Raw genomic sequence first — 22,272 nt, 5'->3', positions numbered from 1 at the left:
GACGTGCCTGTTTTAGTCCGATGTGAGTGCGCGACACTCACGCTCCATCCGCCAGAAGCCATCCTCTTCACCGACAATGCTCAACCCCAGGCGCTGATACAGCCTTCTTGCCGGGTTGGTCTTGAACACCGTCAACCGTAGAAAGCCCAGGCCCTCGACGCGTGCCTTAAGCACCATTTGCTCGAGCACCCAACTGCCCGCACCCTGCTTGCGGCAGCACTCCAGCAGGTGCAGTTCGCGGATATACAGGGCCTTGCCGTCGCGGCTCAGGCTGATAAAGCCCATCACGCCGTCATCGTTGCAGATCAGCCAGTTCTCGCGGCCCGCCCAGGCCACGTCGAAGCCGTCGTTGGACCACAACAAGCCGTTCTGACGGTAATAATGGCTCATGGCTTCATGGGTCAAGGTGCGGGCAAACGGCAAGTCTTGCTCAGTGGCCCGGCGCAAATGAAACCTCATTCAGAGAGCTACCACCTGGCCGGTCCACTGCCCGTTCTCGCGACGGGCGATCACCAGCGCGTCGCCGACACCGGGGACGGCAACAAGCAAGTTGCCATCGGCGGTCCAAATTGCACTGCGGCCCGCACAAGCCCAGCCTCCGGACGGGCCACCATGGTTAGCCATCAGCACCAACAGGCCATGCTCGGCCGCATAGCCTTCAAGCAAAGCACTGTCTGCCGCGTAGCCACCCTCGCTGATCAGTACGCCGGCGGCATACACCGTGGCGCCCGCTGCCGCCGCTTGACGTGGATGGCTGGCCTGGGAAAAGTCCGCGCACACCGCCAATGCTATGCGGTCATCTCCGAATGCCAAGACCTCACCGCCCTGCCCCGCAGCAAATGCCAGCTCCTCACCGGGGTGCAAGTGCTGCTTGGTGTAGACGCCGACTGAGCCCGCCCCCAGCACCAACGCGCCGATCAGCACGCCTGCTTGTGGCGCCAACCGCACCGGCATGCCCACCACGGCCGTCAACCGCAGCTCCCGCGCCAGCTCACGCAACGGCGCCAATACGGCGTCTTGCGGGGCGATGGCCAAGTCGGCCGCCAGGAACGGCTCGTAGCCGGTCAATGACAGTTCTGGAAACACCAGGCATTGCACGCCCTGTTCAGCCGCGACCCGCATCAACGCCAGGTGCCGCTGGATATTGGCAGCGACATCGCCCGGGATGGAAACGGTTTGCGCCGCAGCAAGGGTCAAGGCAGTCATGGTCGCGTCCTGGCAATCATTGTTGGAGAGCCGTCAGCATATCCACACTTGCCCATAACGGCATAGGTATCTACACAACTGAGTGGACTGTAGCAGCGGACGGTAACCACGATGCGAAGCGAGTCGCTCTTGATCTGCTTTTGATCTGCTTTTGATCTTGATCTTAAGCGCCCCGTCAAACCACGCTGGCCGGAATTCGACAGGGATTTGGGGGGTAAACCGGCAGGGATGCCGGTTTAGCCGCCCCGCGCCATGGATGGCGCGTGGCGGCGGCCCCCCAAATCACTGGCGGATTACGGGCACACCGAGCCTAAGCGAGGTGCCGAGTGGTGGGGCAAGAGCGCTTTGGTTACTTTCGCGCTTTTCGAAAGTGACCCGCCGTCAGGCGGAACCCTAAGTAGCCGTTACCGCAGCAATGGATATGCACACAATCCAACTGTGTCGACTGCCAGGCCGCCTTCGCGAGCAAGCCCGCTCCCACAGTGGAATCGTTGGGGTGTCAGGTAGATAGGCGTCGGCTGGCAGGCCGTCACGGGAGCAAGCTCCCTCGCCACAGGTCCAGCATTGCCCATAGCGGTAAGTAGCGCCACACAATAGAAATTACTGATTGAATCCACCTGCACGCCTCTAGTAAGCTCCCCCCATCATTTGGAGAGCCCCATGTTGCCACTCACCCACACTCAGGTTTGCCCTGCTGCCAGCGCCTTGCGCTCGGTGTCGGCTACCCGTGTGAACGGTTCGAGCGCACTGGCCGGCTTTTATTTTGGGTATTGGTTTAGCCACTGGCGCGCCTGATACCTGAAATCGGCGCCCACTACTCAAGGGGTCGCCTACCAGAGAAATCTAAACCCCCGGTCGGCTCCCCGACCGGGGGTTTTGTTTTTTCAGCGCCTGACAACCTGTTTGCTCACGATCACTTAAAGGAATCACGCCATGAACTTCACCACCTATTACCGCTACGACACTTGCACTGCATGGCGATTTAGCCAGCTCCGTTCGGGACAGCCTGCCGCCTCCGACCGGTCACCCCGTGGTGGCAAGCCAACACACGTAGCCGATACGGCCAATTGTCGAACACCCCAGTAGGCCAAGCGTGCGGGAATCGCCCGCCGCTTGCCCAGGAAGCCTTGAATATGAACTCCTCCGTCGCCGCTTTGCCCGTCTCTACCCTCAACAGTGCCAATGAAGCCCTGACCCAGCGTTTGCCCAGCTCCCTTGAGCTCAAGCATCAACTCCCGCTCAGCCCGTTCCTCAATGAACAAGTCCACGCCCATCGCCAAGCCGTGCGCGCCATCCTCAATGGTGAAGATTCACGCTTGCTGGTGATTGTCGGCCCGTGCTCGATCCACGACCCGGAATCGGCCATGGAATACGCGCGCAATCTGAAGAAGCTCGCGCTTGAAGTCAGCGACCAGATGCTGCTGGTGATCCGTGCCTACGTCGAGAAACCGCGCACCACAGTGGGTTGGAAAGGCCTGGCCTACGACCCGCACCTGGACGGCAGCGATGACATGGCCGCCGGCCTGACCCTGTCCCGCGAACTGATGCGTGAAATGCTGCGCCTGGGCCTGCCGGTCGCCACCGAGTTGCTGCAACCCATGGCCGCCGGCTACTTCGATGACGTGCTCACGTGGGTCGCCATTGGCGCACGCACCACCGAATCGCAGATTCACCGCGAAATGGCCAGCGGCCTGGGCATGCCCGTGGGCTTCAAGAACGGTACCGACGGTGGCGTCGCCATTGCCTGTGATGCGATGCGCTCAGCGTCTCACCCGCATCGCCATTTCGGCGTCGACAGCCAGGGCCACCCGGCGATCATCCAGACACCCGGCAACCCCGACACCCACTTGGTGCTGCGCGGCGGCCACCGTGGGCCGAACTACGATGCGCAAAGCGTGGCCGATGTAAAGCATGACCTGGCCAAGTCCAAAGTGGCGGCGCGGATCATGGTCGACTGCAGCCATGCCAACAGCGGCAAGAACCCGCTGCGCCAACCGGCGGTATTCAATGAGGTGCTGGAGCAGCGCTTGCAAGGTGATACCTCGCTGGTCGGCATGATGCTTGAAAGTCACCTGTTCGAAGGCTGCCAGCCGCTGAGCGCGTCGATGAAATACGGCGTTTCGGTGACCGATGGTTGCCTGGGTTGGGACGGGACCGAGCAGTTGTTGCGCAGTGCCGCTGAGCGGTTGCGGGAGCACGGCAAGCCGACTGATCGGTGAAAATCAACATCTGGGAGGGAGCTTGCTCCCTCGCCACAGGCCCAGTGAGGTTATGCCCGGGCCACCGGCATGCGAGACAACTCCCGCAACCACGGCAACACCCGCAGGCCGTGGGCAGTCTCGCAGGGGTCGACGATGTCCATGAAGTGTTCGAGGTTGACGTGGTCCGGCACGCCCGGCAGGCGCACCCGCACGGCTGGTGTTACTCCGCAAGGTGCGCCCAGGTCCAGATGTTCGTAGACCAGTACATGACGCACCTGGGGCTGAGGGTCATAGGCTTGGGCCATCAGCCCGGCATGGATTATCAGCACATCGAAGGGTTCGGCAGGAATGGCGGTAAGAATCCGCACCTCTTCGAACGTTTGCACCGGCACGATCCGGTAATAGCCCAACCGGTTGAGCATTTTCTCGATGTACAGGCGTTGCAGATGCTGTTCATCGGCAATCAGGATGGTCAGTGCTTTGTTCGGCATGGCAAACCCCTGGCAGGCAGTGCTCGGCAGTGAGCGCTGCCCATTTTCCAGACATATGCCGACGACAAAATCAGGCATGTTCCCGGTTCGCGTAAGAGTTTTCCCAAATTTCCCGAATGGCGATCAACCGCAGTCAAGGCTGATTGCAATAAGCGCTCAAGCCATGACGCAAAACATCGATCGCTTCAGCCACGCCCTCAACCGCTGGTCCCAATGCCTGACGGTCGCGCTGTTCACACACTGCCTCCAATGCTTCACACCCACTGATCAATAGGTTTGCCTTGACCATCCGCGCGCCGCCCTTGGCACGGTGAGCCAGGTCGTGCAGCTTGGCAAAATCTGCCTGGCTGGACAGGCGCGGCAGTAAGGCACGGTCTGCCTCCAGGCTTTCGAGTAACGGCGCCAGCAATTCGACAAGCGCAGCGTGATCATCGCCGGTCAGCGCGACCAATGTGCTCAAGTCGAATGTCGCCACGGGCTGCGGGCCCGCGTCGGCCACACGCGAGGCCAGCGCCGACCGCAAGTCGTCAAGCCCGGTTGGCTTGAACAGGCAGCCATCCATGCCCGCCTGCCGGCAGCGCTCGGCTTCCTCCGGTTGTGCGTTGGCGGTGAACCCCAGCAACAGGCAGGGTTCCAGACCCTGTTCACGCTCTTGCGCGCGAATCTCCTGTGCCAGCTGATAGCCGTTCTTGAACGGCATGTTGCAATCGGTAATGACGCCGTCGAACTGCCCCGCTCGCCACTGTTCAAGCCCTTGAACACCGTCTTCGGCCGTGACGATATCGTGGCCCAGAAAGCTCAACTGTCGAGCCAGCAGCAAGCGGTTGGCCGGGTAGTCGTCCACCACCAGAATCTTCAGCGCACGGCCCTCAGGCACCGCCTCGTGTGCAGGCTCAACCGGGGCCGGCAGCGTGGCGGTCATGGCCAGGGTCAGCGTCACGTCCACCCGAGTCCCGTGCCCCAACACGCTACTCAAGTGCAATTGGCCGCCCATCATTTCACACAAGCTGCGACTGATCACCAACCCCAGCCCAGACCCGCTACGTGCCGACTGCTGGTTATTGCTGCCCTGGATAAACACACTGAACAACCGCTGCTGATCGGCGATGCTGATTCCGATGCCGGTGTCTTGCACCCATAACTGGACGGCCAAGCGATCATCCTCGACCTTAGCCCGCGCAACCAGGCTGACCTGCCCATGAGAAGTGAACTTGATCGCATTGCTCAAAAGGTTCGATACCACCTGCTTGAATCGCAGCGGGTCGACCAGCACCGCCCGGTCAATCAACGGGTCCAGCTCAACCTGTAGCGCCAGCCCCTTGGCGCGGGCCAGCCCCTCGAACACGCGCGCGACCGACGCCAACAGCTCATGCAGGTTGGCGGGTTCCAGGGTCAACGACAAGTGCCCCGACTCGATGCGCGCGATATCGAGAATATCGCCGATCAACTCCAGCATGCCCCGTGAAGCCACCGAGGCCACCTCCAGAGCATCGCGGTCGACCCGCCCCTGCTCGGCATTTTTCAACGCCAGCTCGATCATGCCGATCACGGCGTTCATGGGCGTGCGGATCTCGTGGCTCATGGTCGCCAGGAAGGTAGTCTTGGCGCGATTGGCGGCGTCGGCATCGTCCTTGGCTTCCTGTAGCTGGCCGAGCAACCGGTGCCGCTCGCTCACGTCGACCCAACCGGCAATCATGCCCACCACCTTGTCGTCGCCGTCGCGGTACGGCAGCATCCACTGGTAGATGGTCAGCACATCGCCATTGGGCACCTTGAGTATTCGATCATGAATCTGCGGCTCGCCCCCCGCCATCAAGCGCAGGTAATCCTCATGAAACGACTGGGCCTGTGGCGGGTTTTCGACGTCGGTTTCCACCACCGTCCTGCCGATCACGTCTTCAAGCTTGTAGCCAAACACGTCGAGGTAGGCGTTATTGCACGCCATCAACCGCCCTTGGCGGTCACGCACGTAAATCGGGTGCGGCGTGCCGTCGATCAATACGCTCATGAACCGCATCTGATCGCTCAGCGCCCGCTCGGCCTGCAGGCGCTTACGAATCAGGCTGCGCAGGTAAATGGCCCAGCCCAGCGTGACGGCCAACAATAACGCCGCCAACCCGAAGCCCTGAAGAATCACGTTGCGATAACGCAACCAGTAACTGTCCTCGATGATGACCTCGCTGCGCCACTGGCCAATCAATTCGTCCATTTCCTGCGGGGTGATACTCAGCAGCGCCTTGTCGAGGATCGAATACAACTCCAATTGACTGCGGTTGACCCCAAAGGTCACGCGTGCAGGCTCAGTGCCGACCGTACTGGTGACACGCAAGCGGTCGCGGTAATACCGGCTGATCAAATAACGCGCGCTGATCAACGAGTTGACCGCGCCGTCGGCGTCACCGTTGGCCACCAGCGCCATGGCTTGCTGAGGGTTCTCCACATCGACAAACATCACGCCTGGAAAATTCTGCGCTATCTCATCGTGCAGGCCATTGCCGACCACCATGGCCAAGCGTTTGCCTACCATCTCTTCCAACGTGAGCGGGCTGTGTGGACTGTCACGGGTTACCAGCACAAAGGGATTGGTCAAATAGGGCCGGGTAAAGCGTACTTTTTCGGCCCGCTCCACACTGGGGGTGATAACCGCCAGCATGTCAGCCGTCCCCGCACTGACGATGTTGACCTGGCGCGGCAACGAACTGCCTGGCACCACATCGAACTTCAAGCCGGTGCGCAAGCTGATGCGCGATAACACCTCGGCACTCAAGCCTTCGAATTGACCCCGACCACCAATAAAAGATAACGGTAGGAAGTCATTGAGCACCGCAACCCTGACCCGTGGATTTTTCTGCACCCAGCGTTGTTCACTGGCGCTCAAGTGCAGCCGGTCAACGCCGATTATGCCCAGGTTACCTCCGCTCCAGCGGCGCAGGATTTCCATCTGCTCGCTGGCGGGAATCGCCTCCAGCGCGGCATTGAGGATGGGCAGTAAGCGCGCATTTTCGCGGGTGACGGCAAACGCAAACGGATTGACTTCCAGGCCGGAAAAATCCGCCATGCGTACATTATTGAGGTGGTTGCGATTGATCAGGTAATTGCTGCTGATGGCATCCCCCAGGTAGACGTCGGCACGACCAAACGCCACGGCGCCAATGGCTTCGAACGTCGAGGCAAACAATTCCAGTTGAGCCTGGGGGTAAAACGCGCGTACGGCGTCGGGCTGCATGTAGTGATAGAGCATTGCCACGCGCTTGCCGGCCAGGTCGTCATTCAATACCTGGCTGTCACCGCTGCGGGTCACCAAAGTCGGTTGGTCGTTGGCATAAGAGCGAGACAGCAGCAGTTGCGGGTCGGCCGCTTCATAGCCATTGGCGGAGCCGAGGAAATCCACCGCCCCCTGCTTCAGCGCCTCGACCACCTCATCGCGGGTGTCATAACGCCGAACCTCGATGGAGATATGCAGGGCCTGGCCGACCAATGCGGCAAAATCGGCCGTGATACCTTCGAGTTCGTCGTTGTTATTGGTCAAGTCAAAAGGTGCGTAATCGGGCGCCGAAACGCCCATCAGCAATTTGCGCCGCTCACGCAGCCAACGCCAACCGGCCTCGTCCAGCGCCACTTGCGGGGTCTCAATATGAGAGTGCCCCAACAGCCGCAAAGCGTGAGGCTCTTCAAGGGCCACCGCGATCAGAGGTAACAAGCTCATCCAAAGGATCGTGACGAACCTGATAAACGCGGCGGTGATCATTTCAGTTCAGATCAGATGGTTGCGCTGAGCAAACGTGGATAAGTGCACTACCGAGGACATTCGCAACTTCTCCTTGAGTCGAGTCTTATAGGTACTGATGGTCTTGTGGCTCAGCAGCATTTGCTCGGCGATTTCCTTGTTGCCCAACCCTAGGGCGAGCATCTGCAGTACGGTAAGTTCGCGGTCAGACAAACATTCGATCATCTGCCGTTCTGTTTCTTGCAAATCGTCGCGCCGCACCGAACTGGTCGGCAAACTGGGGAAGCAGCTGTAGCCCGACATGATCGCCTTGATAGCCTTTTGCAGCTCATCCAGTTCGCCGGTCTTGGCGACGAACCCCATGGCGCCGGCGCGCATGCAGCGGGTGGAAAAAAACACCGCCAGGTAGGACGTCAGCACCAGAATCTTGCACGGCAAGCCCAACGCCTTGATCCGGCTGATGACCTCCAACCCGCCCAATTTGGGCATCGCCAGGTCGAGGATAATCAGCTCGGGACGTTGCTCCCGCGCCAACTGCATCGCATCTGCGCCATCCCCAGCCTGAAAAATCTCAACAAAACCCTCCAACTGCAGGAGGTGTTTGACCGTCGCCCGGATAAATGGATGGTCATCCACAATTAATGCTTTGTTCATACAACTTCCCTATGTGGACAAAATACCCTTACACATCACACCGGGCCTGGGTACCTGTGAGAAATGACAGTTCCGACGAACGGCTCTGCCTTATCGGTACGGTAACCAGGCCGTGTCTGGCCCCTTCAATTAACTCAGCATAACCACGGACGCCGGACCTCAACGACCCAACAGCCGCAAGTGCCCAACCTTAGCAACGCAATGATGTTTTAACTGAAGGGATAATCCGGACTAGATGTAGGATTTTTCCACAAGCAAGCTTAGCCAATCCTGGCTCGCCCATAGGGGTCAGTCGGTGGTACTTGGGCTCCAGAAAGCCTGTACCACCAGAGTTGATGTAGAGAGGCGCGCTACCAGAGCATCCAGTTCGTCGCCATCCACCGACGTGGCGGCCAGGATGGCCTCGATCTCCACTTCGTCGCTGCCGAACGGCCGCACATCGACATCGCTGGCCGGGTAGTTGCAACGTGCCAGCTCGGCTTCGAGCAACGCCATCACCGCCTGCTGCTGACTGCGGCGCGCAATCACGTAAAGAATGTTGGTGACCTCTGCCGACACCACGTCCAAGGGTTGGCGATTGATGTTATTGACGATCGGCCGCAGCAAGGTGTTGGCCGCCAGCACAAACAGCGTACCCAGCAAGGCCTCGAGGATCAGGTCGGCGCCGGCACAGGCGCCCACCGCCGCCGAAGCCCAGAGAGTGGCGGCCGTGTTGAGCCCGCGCACATTGCCTTCTTCGCGCATGATCACACCCGCCCCCAGGAAGCCGATGCCCGAGACCACGTAAGCGACCACACGCACCGCACCTTCCGCACCGCCCAGGCGGTTGGCCATGTCTACAAATATCGCCGCGCCCACCGCCACCAGCACATTGGTACGTAAGCCGGCGGTGCGCTGGCGGTACTGCCGCTCGAACCCGATCAAGCCGCCGAGGATAAATGCCGCGCTGAGGCTGACCACGGTGTCGACCAGGGAGTTGAGGTTGATGTTGTTGATTGCCTGCATAAAAAAATCTCCATGAATGCAGATGCACATTGAAACAATACCGGTCCCTGTAGGAGCGAGCTTGCTCGCGAAAAACGTCAACGATGACGCGTGCTTGCTGAATGAACGCGGCGCCTGCAAGTTCTTCGCGAGCAAGCTCGCTCCTACAGAGCCTTAACTGACGGGCATTACAGTAAGCCCGGCTCCCACAGGGTTTTGCGATGTTGTATTACTGCCAGCCAAACCTGCGGATGTAGTAGCCCTTCACCGCCTGGGTCAGCGCCATGTACGCCAGCAAAATCACCGGCAGGAACACGAAGTACAGCGACGGCAGCGCCTGCAATTTGAAGTAATGCGCCAATGGCCCCATCGGCAGGAAAATCCCCACGGCCATGATCACGCCGGTCATCAGCATCAACGGCAGCGCCGCACGGCTTTGCAGGAACGGGATTTTCGGGGTGCGGATCATGTGCACGATCAGGGTCTGGGTCAGCAGCCCCACCACAAACCAGCCGGACTGGAACAGCGTCTGGTGGTCTGGCGTGTTGGCATCAAACACATACCACATGAGTGCGAATGTGGTGATGTCGAAGATCGAACTGATCGGCCCGAAAAACAGCATGAAGCGCCCCACTTCCCCCGGCTGCCAACGTTGCGGCGTGGCAAGCATCTCGTCATCGACGTTGTCGAACGGAATCGCGATCTGCGAGATGTCATACAGCAGGTTTTGCACCAGAAGGTGCATCGGCAGCATCGGTAAAAACGGGATAAAGGCACTGGCCACCAACACCGAGAACACGTTGCCGAAGTTGGAACTGGCGGTCATCTTGATGTACTTGAGCATGTTGGCGAAGGTGCGCCGGCCTTCCAGCACACCCTCCTCCAGGATCATCAGGCTCTTCTCCAGCAGGATGATGTCGGCCGCTTCCTTGGCGATGTCCACCGCGCTGTCCACCGAAATACCGATATCCGCCGTGCGCAACGCCGGAGCATCGTTGATGCCATCGCCCATAAAGCCCACCACATGCCCGTTGGCTTTGAGCAGACGCACGATGCGTTCCTTGTGGCTGGGGGTGAGCTTGGCGAACACATTGGTAGTTTCCACGGCCAGGGCCAGTTCGGCGTCGCTCATCGCCTCGATGTCGTTACCCATCAGCAAGCCTTGTTGTTCCAGGCCCACTTCGCGGCAGATCTTCGCCGTGACCAGTTCGTTGTCGCCGGTCAGTACTTTCACCGCCACGCCGTGAGCCTTCAGGGCCTTGAGAGCCGGTGCGGTGCTTTCCTTGGGCGGGTCGAGAAACGCCACGTAGCCAATCAGCGTCAGGTTGTTCTCATCAGCCAGGGTGTAGGTGTCACACCCCGCCGGCATCGGCTGCGCCGCGACCGCCACCACCCGCAGCCCTTCTTCGTTAAAGGCTGCGGTCACCTGGCGAATGCGCGCCAGCAGCTCGTCGGTCAGTGCTTCATCGACGTCGCCATGGCGCACGCGGTTGCACACCGACAAAATCTCCTCCACCGCTCCTTTGCAGATCAACAGGTGCGGTTGGTGCTGCTCGGCCACCACCACCGACATGCGGCGGCGGTTGAAGTCGAAGGGGATCTCGTCGACCTTGTGAAACGCGGTACCCACTTTCAGCTCGCGATGGATGTCCACGTGCTCGAGCACGGCCACATCCAACAGGTTCTTCAAGCCGGTCTGGTAGTAGCTGTTGAGGTAGGCCATTTCCAGCACGTCGTCCGACTCCTGGCCCCACACATCCACATGCCGGGCCAGGAAAATCTTGTCCTGGGTGAGCGTGCCGGTCTTGTCGGTGCACAGCACGTCCATGGCGCCGAAGTTCTGGATCGCGTCCAGGCGCTTGACGATCACCTTCTTGCGCGACAGAAACACCGCGCCCTTGGCCAGGGTCGAGGTGACGATCATGGGCAGCATTTCCGGGGTCAGGCCCACGGCAATCGACAGCGCGAACAGCAACGCCTCGGTCCAGTCGCCCTTGGTAAAGCCGTTGATGAACAGCACCAGCGGCGCCATCACGAACATAAAGCGAATCAGCAACCAACTGACCTTGTTGACCCCCTGCTGGAACGAGGTGGTCGCACGGTCCGTCGCCGTGACGCGTTGCGCCAAGGCACCAAAATACGTGCTGTTGCCGGTGGCCAGGATGACCGCCGTGGCGGCGCCGGACACCACGTTGGTGCCCATGAACAGAATATTCTCCAGCTCCAGCGGGTTGCGCGTGTGGGCGTCCTGCTGGTGGGCGAACTTCTCCACCGGCATGGATTCACCGGTCATCGCCGCCTGGCTGACGAACAAGTCCTTGGCGCTGAGCACGCGGCAGTCCGCAGGGATCATGTCGCCGGCCGACAACACAATCAGATCGCCTGGCACCAATTGCTTGATCGGCAGTTCAATGCGCTTGGCGGCATCGCGGCGCAGCACCGTCGCGGTATTGCTCACCATGGCTTTCAAGGCGTCGGCGGCCTTGTTCGACTTGGCCTCCTGCCAGAAGCGCAACAGGGTCGAGAGCACCACCATGGAGAAAATCACCGTGGCGGCCTTCATGTCTTCAGTCAGCCAGGAGATCACCGCCAACAGGGTCAGCAGCAGGTTGAAGGGGTTCTTGTAGCAATGCCACAGGTGCACCCACCACGGCAGCGGCTGCTCGTGCTCGACTTCATTGAGGCCGTATTGCACGCGCAGGGCATCGGCCTCCTGAGTGTTCAGGCCCTCGGTGTGGCTGCCCAGTACACCCAGCAATTGCACGGTGCTGCGGTTGGCAGCAGCCACCAGCGTCTGCGCCAGGCTAGGCGGTACTTCGCGGCTGACGCTGGCGTCGGTCACGGTCTCCAGCATCGCCAGGCGGCGAAAATGCCGGGCGATATGCCGGGTCCGCAGGAAACCGGCGAAGAACTCTTTGAGCAAAGTGAGGTTCATGGTGTAACTCCTGCGCGAGGAAAAACCGTCGTGCAGGTACTGCCCGTCCACACCGCGCCCGTCACACAGGCACAGCCGAACCTGGCCCGCCCGCCGTAACAGGCAGGCGCGTCCGTAGCATCCAGGCGTTACCCAGGTGCTGGTCAGCGTCGATGAGAGGGAATCAGGCAGGTGCCAGGACTGGCCACCGCCGGGATGCCGCTTCTCGCTTTATGAGGCGAGACAACGGCATCAGGAAAATGCGCGTTACCTTGCCAAGTAGAGGCCGGTTACCGAAACCGGCCGACGACTGTCACTCGAACAAGTACCCACTGAGGGTCTCCGCTATTGATGAAAACGCGCGAAGCTTACGCCCCGATGTTGGCAGAGTAAACCGTAGGAAAGTGCCAGGCTGGTGAATAAGAAGATTCTTCAGGATGGGTTCAGGTAACAACGGTAGGAGCGAGCTTGCTCGCGAAAACGTCAACGATAACGCGTGCTTGCTGTGTGAACGCGGCGCCTGCGAGTTTTTCGCGAGCAAGCTCGCTTCTACAGAGGCGGAGTGCTGCTTTCACTCATGAGCCTGCCTGCTATCGGTCGGCGCTTGAACACGATCCTCGAGACTGTAATCGCGCACTACCTGGGCAATGCGCAGGTGGTAGTCAGCGAAAACCTGCCGACGGCCTGTTGACTGAGCGGCTCGATGTAGCTCAAGGCTGCGCCACTGCTGGATGGCTTCCTCGTCACGCCAGAATGATAAGGAGAGTAACTTTCCAGGTTCACTCAGGCTCTGGAAACGCTCAACTGAAATGAAGCCATCGATTTGAGCGAGCAAGGGCTTGAGTTCGGCAGCGAGGTCGAGATAACGCTGGTAGTGCTCCTCATGTGGCCAGGCTTCAAAAATAACAGCGATCATTGTTGAGTCTCCTCATCACGGTAGAACCGCGGAATGCGGCCATTAAGGGAAGGCAAATAATCCCAGCGATAAGCACGGGCGGATAAGCCTGGCCGTCGCTGCAAGAATGCCGAAATCACCTCTGAGGCAATAGCCAATGCCAAGGGCTGGCCTGGGCATTGATGCCTGCCTGCGCCGAAGCTGAAGGTTCGTCGTTGAGTTCGTTTGGGCAGGAAACTGTCCGGGGCTGGGTTGGCGCCGGGATCTCGGTTGGCAGCAGCAAGCAAGAGTAAAACGGTATCGCCCGCCTCCAGAACGCTGCCGCCAATCGTGCAGCGCCGTGCAACGAAGCGCCGCGTGTTTTGTACCGGTGAGTCGTGGCGCGCCACCTCTGCCACCCACTCAGCGACGCGCATGGGTGTGGCGGGCATGCCTTCAAACAGGCCGGGGTTTCGTTGGAGCGCTATGAGGGCGTTGCCGATCAGGCCTGCAGTGGCTTCGCAGGTCTGTGACAACAGGCCAATCAGATTCGCTATCAACGCATCATCGTCTTTCCAGGCTGAGGCTTGGTATTCGCCATAAAGACGGTCCAACAAGCCGCTACACTTATCGTCGTTATTCAGCAGCGCTTGGAACATCTGCCTCAACCCAGCCGCCCCGCAATGGGCTTCACTGAGTTGAGCTTCGTCGCTCAGTGGCGATAGACAGGCGACAAAATCCCGTGTCAGTTGCGCGACTTCCTCCCACTGGCTGGGTGCGAAACCTATCAAAGTCGCAATGACCGAAACCGGTAACCTGAACATCCACTCGTTCGGGTTACCGACCGGGTCATCCAGTGTCTCGACAACCCGCGCCACAATGCCTGCGATATTTTCGGTTCCCAACGAGCCCAAGGCAGGTTCGATAACCCTCCGGGAACACCGGTGTTGCACGCCCTCGTTCATACGCATCAAACGACCAAAGATATCGCCTGCCGCGCCTTGTGCAATGGCTGCTGGAATCGGCTCGTGCGGTGGACGTACAAGGCAGTCGGGATGCTCCAGAATGGCCTCGACAACACTGGCGCCACTGGCAATCCATAAACCAAGATCTGCATCAAAGACCAGTTCACTGTGTCGTCTGAGGCGTGCGTAATAATCGTAGGGGTCGGCATGGGTGGCGGCTTCAAACGGCGTCATTTTGGCAATCCTTTTCGCAAAGAACGGCTACTATCGAACAACCGTCACATCGACAATTCGCTCAGGAACGAAATATGGATTCCCGAAGCAATGACACCGCCATTTCGCGTGTCGCCGGCGCCATTGCCGAACCCGCAAGGACGAAAATGCTATGTTCGCTGATGGACGGCCACGCCCGCACCAGTACCGAACTGGCCGTCATCGCCGACATCAGTGCTTCTACGGCGAGCGCACACTTGGCAAGGCTTAAAGAGGACGGCTTGGTAAAACTGCACACCCAGGGCAGGCACCGCTACTTCAGCCTGGCAGATGCTCACGTGGCCAAAGCCATCGAAGCCCTCATGGTGATCAGCCGAAATGAACAGGCCGGGTTTGTTTCAACGACCCCCAGTCGGTTGCAGCTAGCGCGAACCTGCTATGACCACATGGCGGGGTCCTTGGCGGTACAACTTCACGACTGTTTCATCGACTTCGGCTGGTTGACCTTGCCGATCGTAGGTGACGGTACGTATCAGCTCAGCGTGGAGGGCGAAAAAGCGATGACAGGGCTCGGTGTCGACGTAGCAACCGCAAGGGCACAGCGGCGTCTGTTCGCTTGCTCATGCCTGGACTGGAGCATGCGTCGCCCTCACCTCGCCGGCGCACTGGGGGCCGCTGTTCTACAGGCCGTCATAAGCCGCAAATGGGTTAGCCAGGACCTTGATAGTCGGGCGCTGACAGTGACGCCCAAGGGGCGAAAGGAGCTGTCGGGCAGGTTTGGGATCAGGATTGATGCCCCAGAACTGAAGCGCTCAGGCGGCGCCTGCGCATGAGGCCAGAACCCATTCATACTACGGTGCGCCGGGTCGATCCCGCACAACCAACGCCAGGTAGCCGTCGATAGTTCCCTGATCGACGGGCTTGACCTGTATCGACACCCTATTCACCTGCCGGCCCATCGTGATGCCCTCGCGGGTGCGCATCTGTACATAGCCAAGTCTGGGCCAAAAACGCTCGGCCCTGGTATTGCCCACCACTACCGTCAGCCGCAGCCACTGGGCGCCCTTCGCCACCGCCCAGGCCTCAAGGTCGGTGTGCAAGCGCTGCGCCAGCCCGCTGCCGTGCCAGCGCGTATGCACCAGTAGCAACCCAATGTGCCACACCCCGGCGGCGAGCAAATCCGCGGCGATATTCACCACAGCGACCAAGTGGCCCTGCGCATCGCGGTAACCCAGCCAGTACAGGCGGCTGCAATGCCAGCCAGCGGGCAATTGGCCGCTTAACTCTTCCCGTGCTTCGGTCGGGGTAGCCGGTTCGCCATTCACCGCGATGAAGTATTCGGGTGCCTGTTCAAAAAACTGCTGCAGCTCAGCCTCATCACAGCCAAGCAGCTCAACCACCCGAATGCCTTCGAGGGAACAGCCAGGCAACACCTGTGGATCAACGTCCATGTTCAACCTCTTCAATCATCCCGCGTCAGCACTTCCAGCAATTCAATCTCGAAGCGCAGGTTACTGTTGGGTTTGATATGCGCGCCCATCGAGCGCTCGCCATAAGCCAGGTGCGCGGGTACATACAACGTGCGCACGCCGCCAACCTGCATGCCCATCAAGCCCTGGTCCCAGCCCTTGATCACGCGGCCAGTGCCGATCACGCACTGAAACGGTTTGCCCCGTTCCCAGGAGGAATCGAACACCGTGCCATCTTCCAGGGTGCCGGTGTATTGGGTGGTGATCAGCGCGCCCTTGACCACGGCTTTGCCGTCGCCCAGGCGGATGTCGGTGACCTGCAGTTCGTCGTTGCTCATGGGGTTCTCATTGAAGGGGTGAAGGGCTGGGGTTTTCCCAGAATTGGGTGGGTTTGGCAAGTGCAGGGGAATGGCCCACATGGTGGACCGCTCGCTGCAATGCATACAGATCCAATGTGGGAGCGGGCTTGCCCGCGAAGGCGGTGTGTCTGTCACTACATCTGTGTCTGCACTACCGCTTTCGCAGGCAAGCCAGCGCCCACAATTGGATCTGCGCGTATTCAAAAGCCTTTTACAACCAATGCCAGAACCGGCTCCAGAACCCGCGCCCCAACTCATCCTTGCACCCGGCATATTGGCGTGCATACATCTGCGAACGCGCCTGCACCTTGCTCGCCACCGGCGGCAGCCAGGCTTTGCTGGCGTAGGTGCGCTGGCGGTAGCCGCCCCAGCCTTCGTGGTAGTTCAGGTACTGGCCGTAGGCGTCGTACTTGTAGACGCCGTTGATGGTGTAGGTCTTGTCCATGTACCAGCCGATAAAGTCGATGGCGTCGTCGAAGTCTTCACGATCAGCGCCGCTGCGGCCAGTGGCTTTGCGGTAGTCGTTCCATACTTCATCCTTGGCCTGGGCGTAGCCGGAAGCGGTGGAGACACGGCCCCAGGGGATGATCCACAGCAGGTATTTTCGCGGGGTCTTGGCGTCGTGGCGAAAGCCCGACTCCTGGTACATGATGGCGAACGGCACCTGGATCGGTACGCCCCAGCGCTTTTGCGTGACCTTGGCGGCGTCGTACCAGTCGTCTTTTTCGCGCAAGATACCGCAGAGGTCGTTGGGCGTGCGTGGCGGCGAGGTGCCGCACGCCGCCAACAGGGAAGTGAGTAATAACAGTCCGACGGCTTTGCCTGCGCTCAAGGGGCACCTTTGTGGGATAAGGGTAAAATGCCAGCATTTTACCCCTTCACACAGGCGGCGTCCTTGCCGCAGACAGTTTTAAGCCAAGGGCACGCGACGGGTAGTCAGCGCGATACGACCGATAAAGAAGCTCAAGGCCGCGCCCAACAGCAGCATGGCCAAGGTGCTCCAGGCTGCGCGGGACAGTTGCTTGGCAGCGACTTCACCGGCTTCACGGGCTTTTTGTTCAGCCTGTTTTTTCAGCTCATCGACCTTTTGCATGGCTTGCTGATAAGCCTGGGCATAGTTGTCGACGATCTGGGTGGCTTCTTCTTTGCTCTTGCCAGTGCGGGCCGCGACGATGTTGACCAGCGCCTCTTTATCCGCTGCATTCAGGGCTGGCTCGCCGGACGCTTTCACACGTTCGAACCACTGCTTGAGCTCATCACCGGCCTGGGCAGGGTTGGTCGCTGCATCGGTGGCCGACTGCTTGCCATCGGCTGCTGCCTGATCGGCTTTTTGCTCAACATTGGCTGGGTCCAGCTCAGCCTTGCCGCTCTGCTTGAGCAAGGTATCCAGTTGGCCTTGCAGGCTGTTCCAGTCCAGCTCGATGCCCTGCTCGTTCAACTGCTGCTTGATGCTATTGCCAATCCCCGGCGCGGCGGCAGCAATGCCACTACCCGCAGCGGACAGGCCTTTGCCCACCACGTTGCCGGCAGTGCCGACCACGCTGGACGCCAGGCCCGCCAGCAGCCAAGTGGTGAGCAAGGTGGTCAGGGTCCAGGTCAGCACCCCGTGCAGGCCGCCACGATCCGGCGCGGTGCGACCGGCCACGAAGGCGCCCAACGCGATGGCGACCAGTGTCGATACAAACAGCCAGATACCCGCACCCGTGCCAAAACCGCTCAACGGGTTGCCCGCTTCCATCGGGTCAACGGCACTGGCGCCAATGGCGGTGCCCAACACACTCAAGACCAGGTAGGTGACCAGTGCGATTGCACTACCGGCCAGTACCGAGCTCCACGACACTCGAAACAGCGATCGATTGGTTTCATAGACAGTGGTCATACAAAGGTCCTTTTCAAATTGAGGAGCAAGGCAATGCGCCTTGATGGGTGTGAGTGTGGCGAAACGACATACGTTCAGTCCTGGCCCATATGCACCAGGCGCTCTGGTGCATTCGCACTGCCCCGTGGGCAATAACTCTGCACTATCCTGAAGCCGGGATGTCGTAACCCAATGTGCCTTGCCCTGCCCTAATCGGAGACGTTATGACCCAGGATGTTCTCGCCAAAGAAACCAACCGCCGCCAACTGCAGACCATCATCTCGGGACTGTCCGACGGTGTGATTCTGGCCGAGGTCGACCAGACCATTCTGTGGGCCAATGAAGCGGCGTTGACCATGCATGGGGTCAGCGAGGTCAAGGAACTGGGCGCCAATACCGAGGCGTACGCCAAACGCTTTGCCCTGCGCTATCGCAACAACCATCCATTGCCACTGGACAGCTACCCCCTCAGCCGCGTGGCTGCCGGCGAAGAGTTCAGCGATGTGGTGGTGGAAGTCACACCCGCCGATGACGAACACCGCTGCTGGGTGCACCGCCTGCGCAGCCTGGTGCTGACCGATGCCCAGGGTGAGCCGGAGTTGCTGGTGCTGATCCTCAGCGACGCCACCGAATGGGCCAGCGCCGAGCAACGCTTTGAGAAAACCTTCAACGCCAACCCGGCGCCCGCGGTGATCTGCCGCCTCAGCGACTTGCGCTATATCAAGGTCAACCAAGGTTTCTTAGAGATGACCGGCTACAACCGCGACCAGGTCATCGGCAAATCCGTGTATGAACTGGATGTGCTGGAACAGGCCGAGCGCAAGGACCTGGCGATCCAGCGCCTGGGCGAAGGCGCGACCATCCCGCAGATGCAGGCCGAACTGAGACTGCCCGAAGGTGGCAGCAAACTGGTGATCGTCGCCGGCCAACCGTTGGACATGAACGAGGAAGACTGCATGCTGTTTTCCTTCACCGACCTGGAGCCACGGCGCAAAGCCGAAATCGCCCTGCGCCAGAGCGAAGAGCGCTTCGCCAAATCCTTCCGTCTGACGCCCGTGCCGACCCTGGTGTGCAGTGCCGACAACCGCCAGGTGGTGGACATCAACGAAGCCTTCATGAGCATCACCGGCTACATCAGCGAGGAACTGATCGGCAAATCCATCGAAGACATCAACTTCATCGACAGCCCCCAGGCCGGCGCGCAGTTGTTCGCTACCCTGGAAAAAGCCGGCAACCTTGAAGGCCAGGACCTCAAGGTGCGCAAGAAAGGCAACGAGGTGATCGACTGCGTGGTGTCCGCCGACACCGTGGTTATCCAGGACGTGCCCTGCTACCTGATGGTGCTGATGAACATCACCGAGCGCAAACGCTCGGAGCTGGAGCTGGTGGCGGCCATCGAGGAAGTCATGCAGGACGCGTCCTGGTTCAGCCAGACCCTGATCGAGAAGCTGGCCAACGCCAAGAGCGTCAACAGCCCCAACCTGCCGAATGTCTCATTCACCGACCTCACCGCCCGCGAGCGCGATGTGTTGGGCCTGATCTGCGAGGGCCTGGCGGACAAAGAGATCGCCTCGCGCTTGAAACTGGCGCCCAACACCGTGCGTAACCATGTGGCCACGGTGTATTCCAAGCTGGGGGTGCACAGCCGTAGTGCAGCGATCGTCTGGGCCCGTGAACGCGGGCTGTTTGCCGGTGATTTGCGCCTGAAAAACAAACCCTGACCCTGCAAATGCACTAGTGCGTCTAGTGCGAATTCGCCTTATTGCGCGGCGGTGCAAGCAATAACCTTCAAGGGATCGTATTTATGCCTAGAAGGAACCCGCATGTTTACCCTCTCTCAACTGCGCAACTGCATCGAAGAAGGCCTGTCACCGCTGACGTGCGAATTCACCCTGTGCCGGGACGCGTCCTTGACCCTCAAGGTCTACGACGCCGAGACCGGCCGTGTCGACCTGGTGGTGACCGGCATCAGCACCAACCGCCTGCAAACCCCGCAGGAAGTGGCGAAGATGGTGGATGAGTTGCGCTACGAGCTGCAAAGCAACAACGTCGGCAAGCTCACGCTGGATGATCTGCCTTTATCGCCGCCCCCATGAAATAAAACACCCCGCCGGCGACGATAAACGCCCCCAGCATGTAGAACATGTAATGGGCCGGCAGGCTGGCCAACACCAGCCCACACAGCACCGGCCCCAGCGCGGCGCCGAGGTTGGACAGGTTTTGCGCCCCGTAATACATGCCCCGCAGGTGGTCCGGGGCAATTCGGTCGATAAACATGTACTCGGCCGGGAACACGATGATCTCCCCGACGGTGAACACCGCCATCGCCAGCACCCAGCCCACCACGCTGGTGGACAGCCCGAAGCCAATCAACCCCAGCATGAACATGCTCAAGCCAGCGATCAGCCATTGGCTCAGGTAACGGTGCGAGATGCGCCGACCAATCAGGTACTGCAAGGCGATCACCAGCACCGCGTTGGTGGTCAGCACCGCGCTGATTACCGTGTAGGTGTATTCGGCGGTCGTGGTGGTCACCAAGTACTGCGACAGGTAGGCCGTGAACTGGCCGAACACCACCGCGCTGAGTAAACCACCGAGGGTGAAGCACACCAGGCGACGGTCCTGCAGCAAAACGCGGGCGACGGCGAGGAACGGCACCGGCTTTTGCGTGGCGTCCACCGTGGCCAAGTTACGGTCACCCCAGCGCCCGTACAGCACAAAAAACCCCAGCCCCAACAGCGCCGACAGAATAAACGGCAGGCTGATATCCAGCTTGGCCACCATCGCGCCAAAGAACGGCCCCACGGCATAGCCGATATTGGTAAGGGTGTACTTGATGGAAAACACCTCGCTGCGCGCGTCTTCGGGCAGCAGGCTGGCGAAGCCGGCTTTCACTGCAATATCGATGACGGCGTAGGCCAGGTTGATCAGGATCAGGCAGCCATAGAACGCCCAGATATTCTGCGCCAGCACCGTGCCGATAAACCCCAGCACAAACACCAGGCTCAAACCGAGCAACAGGCGATAGCTATTGATGCGGTCGACCAGGAAACCGCCGTAGACACTGAGTAGTGAACCGACGATCAGCGAACTGCCGATTACCAGGCCGACCTGGGTAATGTCCAAGGCGAAGTGGCTGGTGAGGTAGATCACGAGATAAGGAAAGGTGATGGCCTTGGCCAGCGTCAGCAGCAACGTGGCGCACAGCAACAGGTTCACAGTGCGGGGGTAGTTTCTGATGGTGGCAAGCATCCTGCTCTCGTTCTTCAAAGGTAACGCGACCATTGCGGTCGGTTACCTTAACGCAAGAAACATGAAGCGAGCAGGTGCCCCGGCGGAATTATTTCTTGACTGGCGTAATCTCGAGGATGGTGCCGTTGGTGGTCTTGAGCAGGACGTACTTGTCACCTACACGCGTCCATTGGCTTTCTTCTTCGGGCTGTTTGAGCCCGCGTTTTTTCCAGTCTTTAATCGCTGACTCCTCGCGCATCAAGATGTCCGGGGCGCGATCACCCTCTTTCAAGTCACGGGAGTTGATGTTTGAAGGTTGCACGGTTTCCTGAGGGGTATCGCCGGCCTGCACGACAGCGCTGACGGAGGAAAAGCTGGCAGCGACCAGCAGGCAAGCGGCTAAGGTTTTCGACTTCATGGGTGCTCCTTCAATTAATGGTGCGTACCCAAGTTCCGACCGCGGCGGCGCGCAATCATTCAGCCGGGTTTCCCTGTAGCCAGAGATTGCCTTCGTGAAATTTATCGTGTAATTTTTCATGAAATTATTTGATATAAATTTCATGACCCCACAAGAAGAACTCGCCACCCTCGCGGCGCTGATCCACGACCTGCGCAAGCACAAGAAACTCACCCTGGCGCAACTTGCGCAAAAAATCGAGCGGTCGGTGGGGTTTCTGTCCCAGGTCGAACGTGGCCTGTCGCGCCCGACCGTGGCCGACCTGACCGCCATCAGCCACGCCCTCGACGTGCCCACCACCTACTTCTACAGCCTTCCCAAGCCCAAGGCGGTGGACTGGGTCACCCGCCCCAACGAGCGGCGCACGGTGTATTACGCCAATGGCATCACCGACATCCTGGTGTCGCCGAGCATGAACGGCGCGTTTTCGATGCTCGACAGCTTGTTGGCCCCCGGCGCCAACAGCGGCGAGCAAAGCATGAGCGACCGTGCCGAACAGGCCGGTTTTGTGCTCGAAGGCGAGCTGACCCTGTGGGTGGATAGCGAAGCCGAGCCGGTCACCCTCGGCCCCGGCGACAGTTTCCACCTCGCCAGTTTCGCCCACTGCCGTTATGCCAACCTCACCGACCTGCCCGCCCGCGTCTTGTGGGTTTACAACTAGGAGCTGCA

20 protein-coding genes are annotated in these 22,272 nt (G+C 60.0%); 5 read left to right on the top strand and 15 right to left on the bottom strand.

All coding sequences use genetic code 11. The features are described from left to right. Nucleotides 1-12: 12 nt before the first annotated feature. Nucleotides 13-459, bottom strand: coding sequence for a GNAT family N-acetyltransferase (locus MF6394_RS29105; protein ID WP_047710536.1), 447 nt, complete (start codon nucleotides 457-459; stop codon nucleotides 13-15). Then, nucleotides 460-1,206, bottom strand: coding sequence for a carbon-nitrogen hydrolase family protein (locus tag MF6394_RS29100; RefSeq protein ID WP_078468068.1), 747 nt, complete (start codon nucleotides 1,204-1,206; stop codon nucleotides 460-462). Nucleotides 1,207-2,339: 1,133 nt separating this feature from the next. On the opposite strand from MF6394_RS29100, the gene MF6394_RS29090 reads away from it, so the two are divergent. Continuing rightward, a complete protein-coding gene (locus tag MF6394_RS29090; RefSeq protein WP_078468066.1) occupies nucleotides 2,340-3,425 on the top strand; it encodes a 3-deoxy-7-phosphoheptulonate synthase in 1,086 nt (361 codons plus the stop codon). A gap of 50 nt (nucleotides 3,426-3,475) precedes the next feature. On the opposite strand, the gene MF6394_RS29085 is transcribed toward MF6394_RS29090, so the two are convergent. The 7 genes from MF6394_RS29085 to MF6394_RS29055 all read right to left on the bottom strand — a co-directional run bounded on the left by MF6394_RS29085 (nucleotide 3,476) and on the right by MF6394_RS29055 (nucleotide 14,250). Continuing rightward, the gene (locus tag MF6394_RS29085; RefSeq protein WP_078468065.1) at nucleotides 3,476-3,898 is read right to left on the bottom strand and encodes a chemotaxis protein CheY; all 423 of its coding nucleotides are present in this window, start codon (nucleotides 3,896-3,898) and stop codon (nucleotides 3,476-3,478) included. Between the two features lie 133 nt (nucleotides 3,899-4,031). Further along, nucleotides 4,032-7,646: a transporter substrate-binding domain-containing protein gene (locus MF6394_RS29080; protein ID WP_078468064.1), complete on the bottom strand. Its 3,615-nt coding sequence runs from the start codon at nucleotides 7,644-7,646 to the stop codon at nucleotides 4,032-4,034. A 6-nt stretch (nucleotides 7,647-7,652) separates the two neighbouring features. Beyond that, on the bottom strand, nucleotides 7,653-8,279 hold the full coding sequence (locus MF6394_RS29075) for a response regulator transcription factor (RefSeq protein WP_032892431.1): 627 nt from the start codon (nucleotides 8,277-8,279) through the stop codon (nucleotides 7,653-7,655). Nucleotides 8,280-8,567: 288 nt separating this feature from the next. Further along, a complete protein-coding gene (locus MF6394_RS29070; protein ID WP_019821435.1) occupies nucleotides 8,568-9,284 on the bottom strand; it encodes an MgtC/SapB family protein in 717 nt (238 codons plus the stop codon). 208 nt (nucleotides 9,285-9,492) lie between these two features. Beyond that, entirely contained in the window at nucleotides 9,493-12,198 is a 2,706-nt protein-coding gene (gene mgtA / locus MF6394_RS29065; RefSeq protein WP_078468063.1) for a magnesium-translocating P-type ATPase, read from the bottom strand. Nucleotides 12,199-12,748: 550 nt separating this feature from the next. Next, the gene (locus MF6394_RS29060; RefSeq protein ID WP_014717987.1) at nucleotides 12,749-13,093 is read right to left on the bottom strand and encodes an antibiotic biosynthesis monooxygenase family protein; all 345 of its coding nucleotides are present in this window, start codon (nucleotides 13,091-13,093) and stop codon (nucleotides 12,749-12,751) included. Continuing rightward, a complete protein-coding gene (locus MF6394_RS29055) occupies nucleotides 13,090-14,250 on the bottom strand; it encodes a cytochrome P450 (protein ID WP_078468062.1) in 1,161 nt (386 codons plus the stop codon). Before MF6394_RS29055 ends, MF6394_RS29060 begins: the two co-directional genes overlap by 4 nt. 74 nt (nucleotides 14,251-14,324) lie before the next feature. On the opposite strand from MF6394_RS29055, the gene MF6394_RS29050 reads away from it, so the two are divergent. After that, entirely contained in the window at nucleotides 14,325-15,062 is a 738-nt protein-coding gene (locus tag MF6394_RS29050; RefSeq protein ID WP_047710530.1) for an ArsR/SmtB family transcription factor, read from the top strand. A gap of 18 nt (nucleotides 15,063-15,080) precedes the next feature. Here MF6394_RS29050 and MF6394_RS29045 read toward each other — a convergent pair whose 3' ends face one another. The 4 genes from MF6394_RS29045 to MF6394_RS29030 all read right to left on the bottom strand — a co-directional run bounded on the left by MF6394_RS29045 (nucleotide 15,081) and on the right by MF6394_RS29030 (nucleotide 17,936). After that, nucleotides 15,081-15,680: a GNAT family N-acetyltransferase gene (locus MF6394_RS29045; RefSeq protein WP_078468061.1), complete on the bottom strand. Its 600-nt coding sequence runs from the start codon at nucleotides 15,678-15,680 to the stop codon at nucleotides 15,081-15,083. Nucleotides 15,681-15,691: 11 nt separating this feature from the next. Beyond that, a complete protein-coding gene (locus MF6394_RS29040) occupies nucleotides 15,692-16,036 on the bottom strand; it encodes an FKBP-type peptidyl-prolyl cis-trans isomerase (protein WP_003190363.1) in 345 nt (114 codons plus the stop codon). A 232-nt stretch (nucleotides 16,037-16,268) separates the two neighbouring features. Beyond that, complete coding sequence (locus MF6394_RS29035; RefSeq protein WP_003190361.1) at nucleotides 16,269-16,889, bottom strand: transglycosylase SLT domain-containing protein; 621 nt, start codon at nucleotides 16,887-16,889, stop codon at nucleotides 16,269-16,271. A gap of 78 nt (nucleotides 16,890-16,967) precedes the next feature. Beyond that, nucleotides 16,968-17,936, bottom strand: a complete 969-nt coding sequence (locus MF6394_RS29030) for a hypothetical protein (RefSeq protein WP_019821429.1) — start codon at nucleotides 17,934-17,936, stop codon at nucleotides 16,968-16,970. 203 nt (nucleotides 17,937-18,139) lie between these two features. Here MF6394_RS29030 and MF6394_RS29025 point away from each other — a divergent pair, with 203 nt between their 5' ends. Beyond that, nucleotides 18,140-19,636, top strand: a complete 1,497-nt coding sequence (locus tag MF6394_RS29025; RefSeq protein ID WP_044273150.1) for a PAS domain S-box protein — start codon at nucleotides 18,140-18,142, stop codon at nucleotides 19,634-19,636. A 102-nt stretch (nucleotides 19,637-19,738) separates the two neighbouring features. Next, a complete protein-coding gene (locus MF6394_RS29020) occupies nucleotides 19,739-20,011 on the top strand; it encodes a DUF1652 domain-containing protein (protein WP_069558380.1) in 273 nt (90 codons plus the stop codon). On the opposite strand, the gene MF6394_RS29015 is transcribed toward MF6394_RS29020, so the two are convergent. Next, entirely contained in the window at nucleotides 19,974-21,167 is a 1,194-nt protein-coding gene (locus MF6394_RS29015) for an MFS transporter (RefSeq protein WP_078468060.1), read from the bottom strand. The two genes, MF6394_RS29020 and MF6394_RS29015, sit on opposite strands and share 38 nt — an antisense overlap. An 88-nt stretch (nucleotides 21,168-21,255) precedes the next feature. Beyond that, on the bottom strand, nucleotides 21,256-21,564 hold the full coding sequence (locus MF6394_RS29010) for an RcnB family protein (RefSeq protein WP_044273148.1): 309 nt from the start codon (nucleotides 21,562-21,564) through the stop codon (nucleotides 21,256-21,258). Between the two features lie 142 nt (nucleotides 21,565-21,706). Between MF6394_RS29010 and MF6394_RS29005 the strand changes: the two genes are divergently transcribed. Then, nucleotides 21,707-22,264, top strand: coding sequence for a helix-turn-helix domain-containing protein (locus MF6394_RS29005; RefSeq protein ID WP_044273146.1), 558 nt, complete (start codon nucleotides 21,707-21,709; stop codon nucleotides 22,262-22,264). Nucleotides 22,265-22,272: the final 8 nt, after the last annotated feature.

This window comes from Pseudomonas sp. MF6394 (assembly GCF_002018845.1).
Taxonomy (GTDB): Bacteria; Pseudomonadota; Gammaproteobacteria; order Pseudomonadales; family Pseudomonadaceae; genus Aquipseudomonas; species Aquipseudomonas lactis.
Note: the sequence above shows the minus strand (reverse complement) of the source record. Positions and strands in the feature narration are given on the sequence as shown.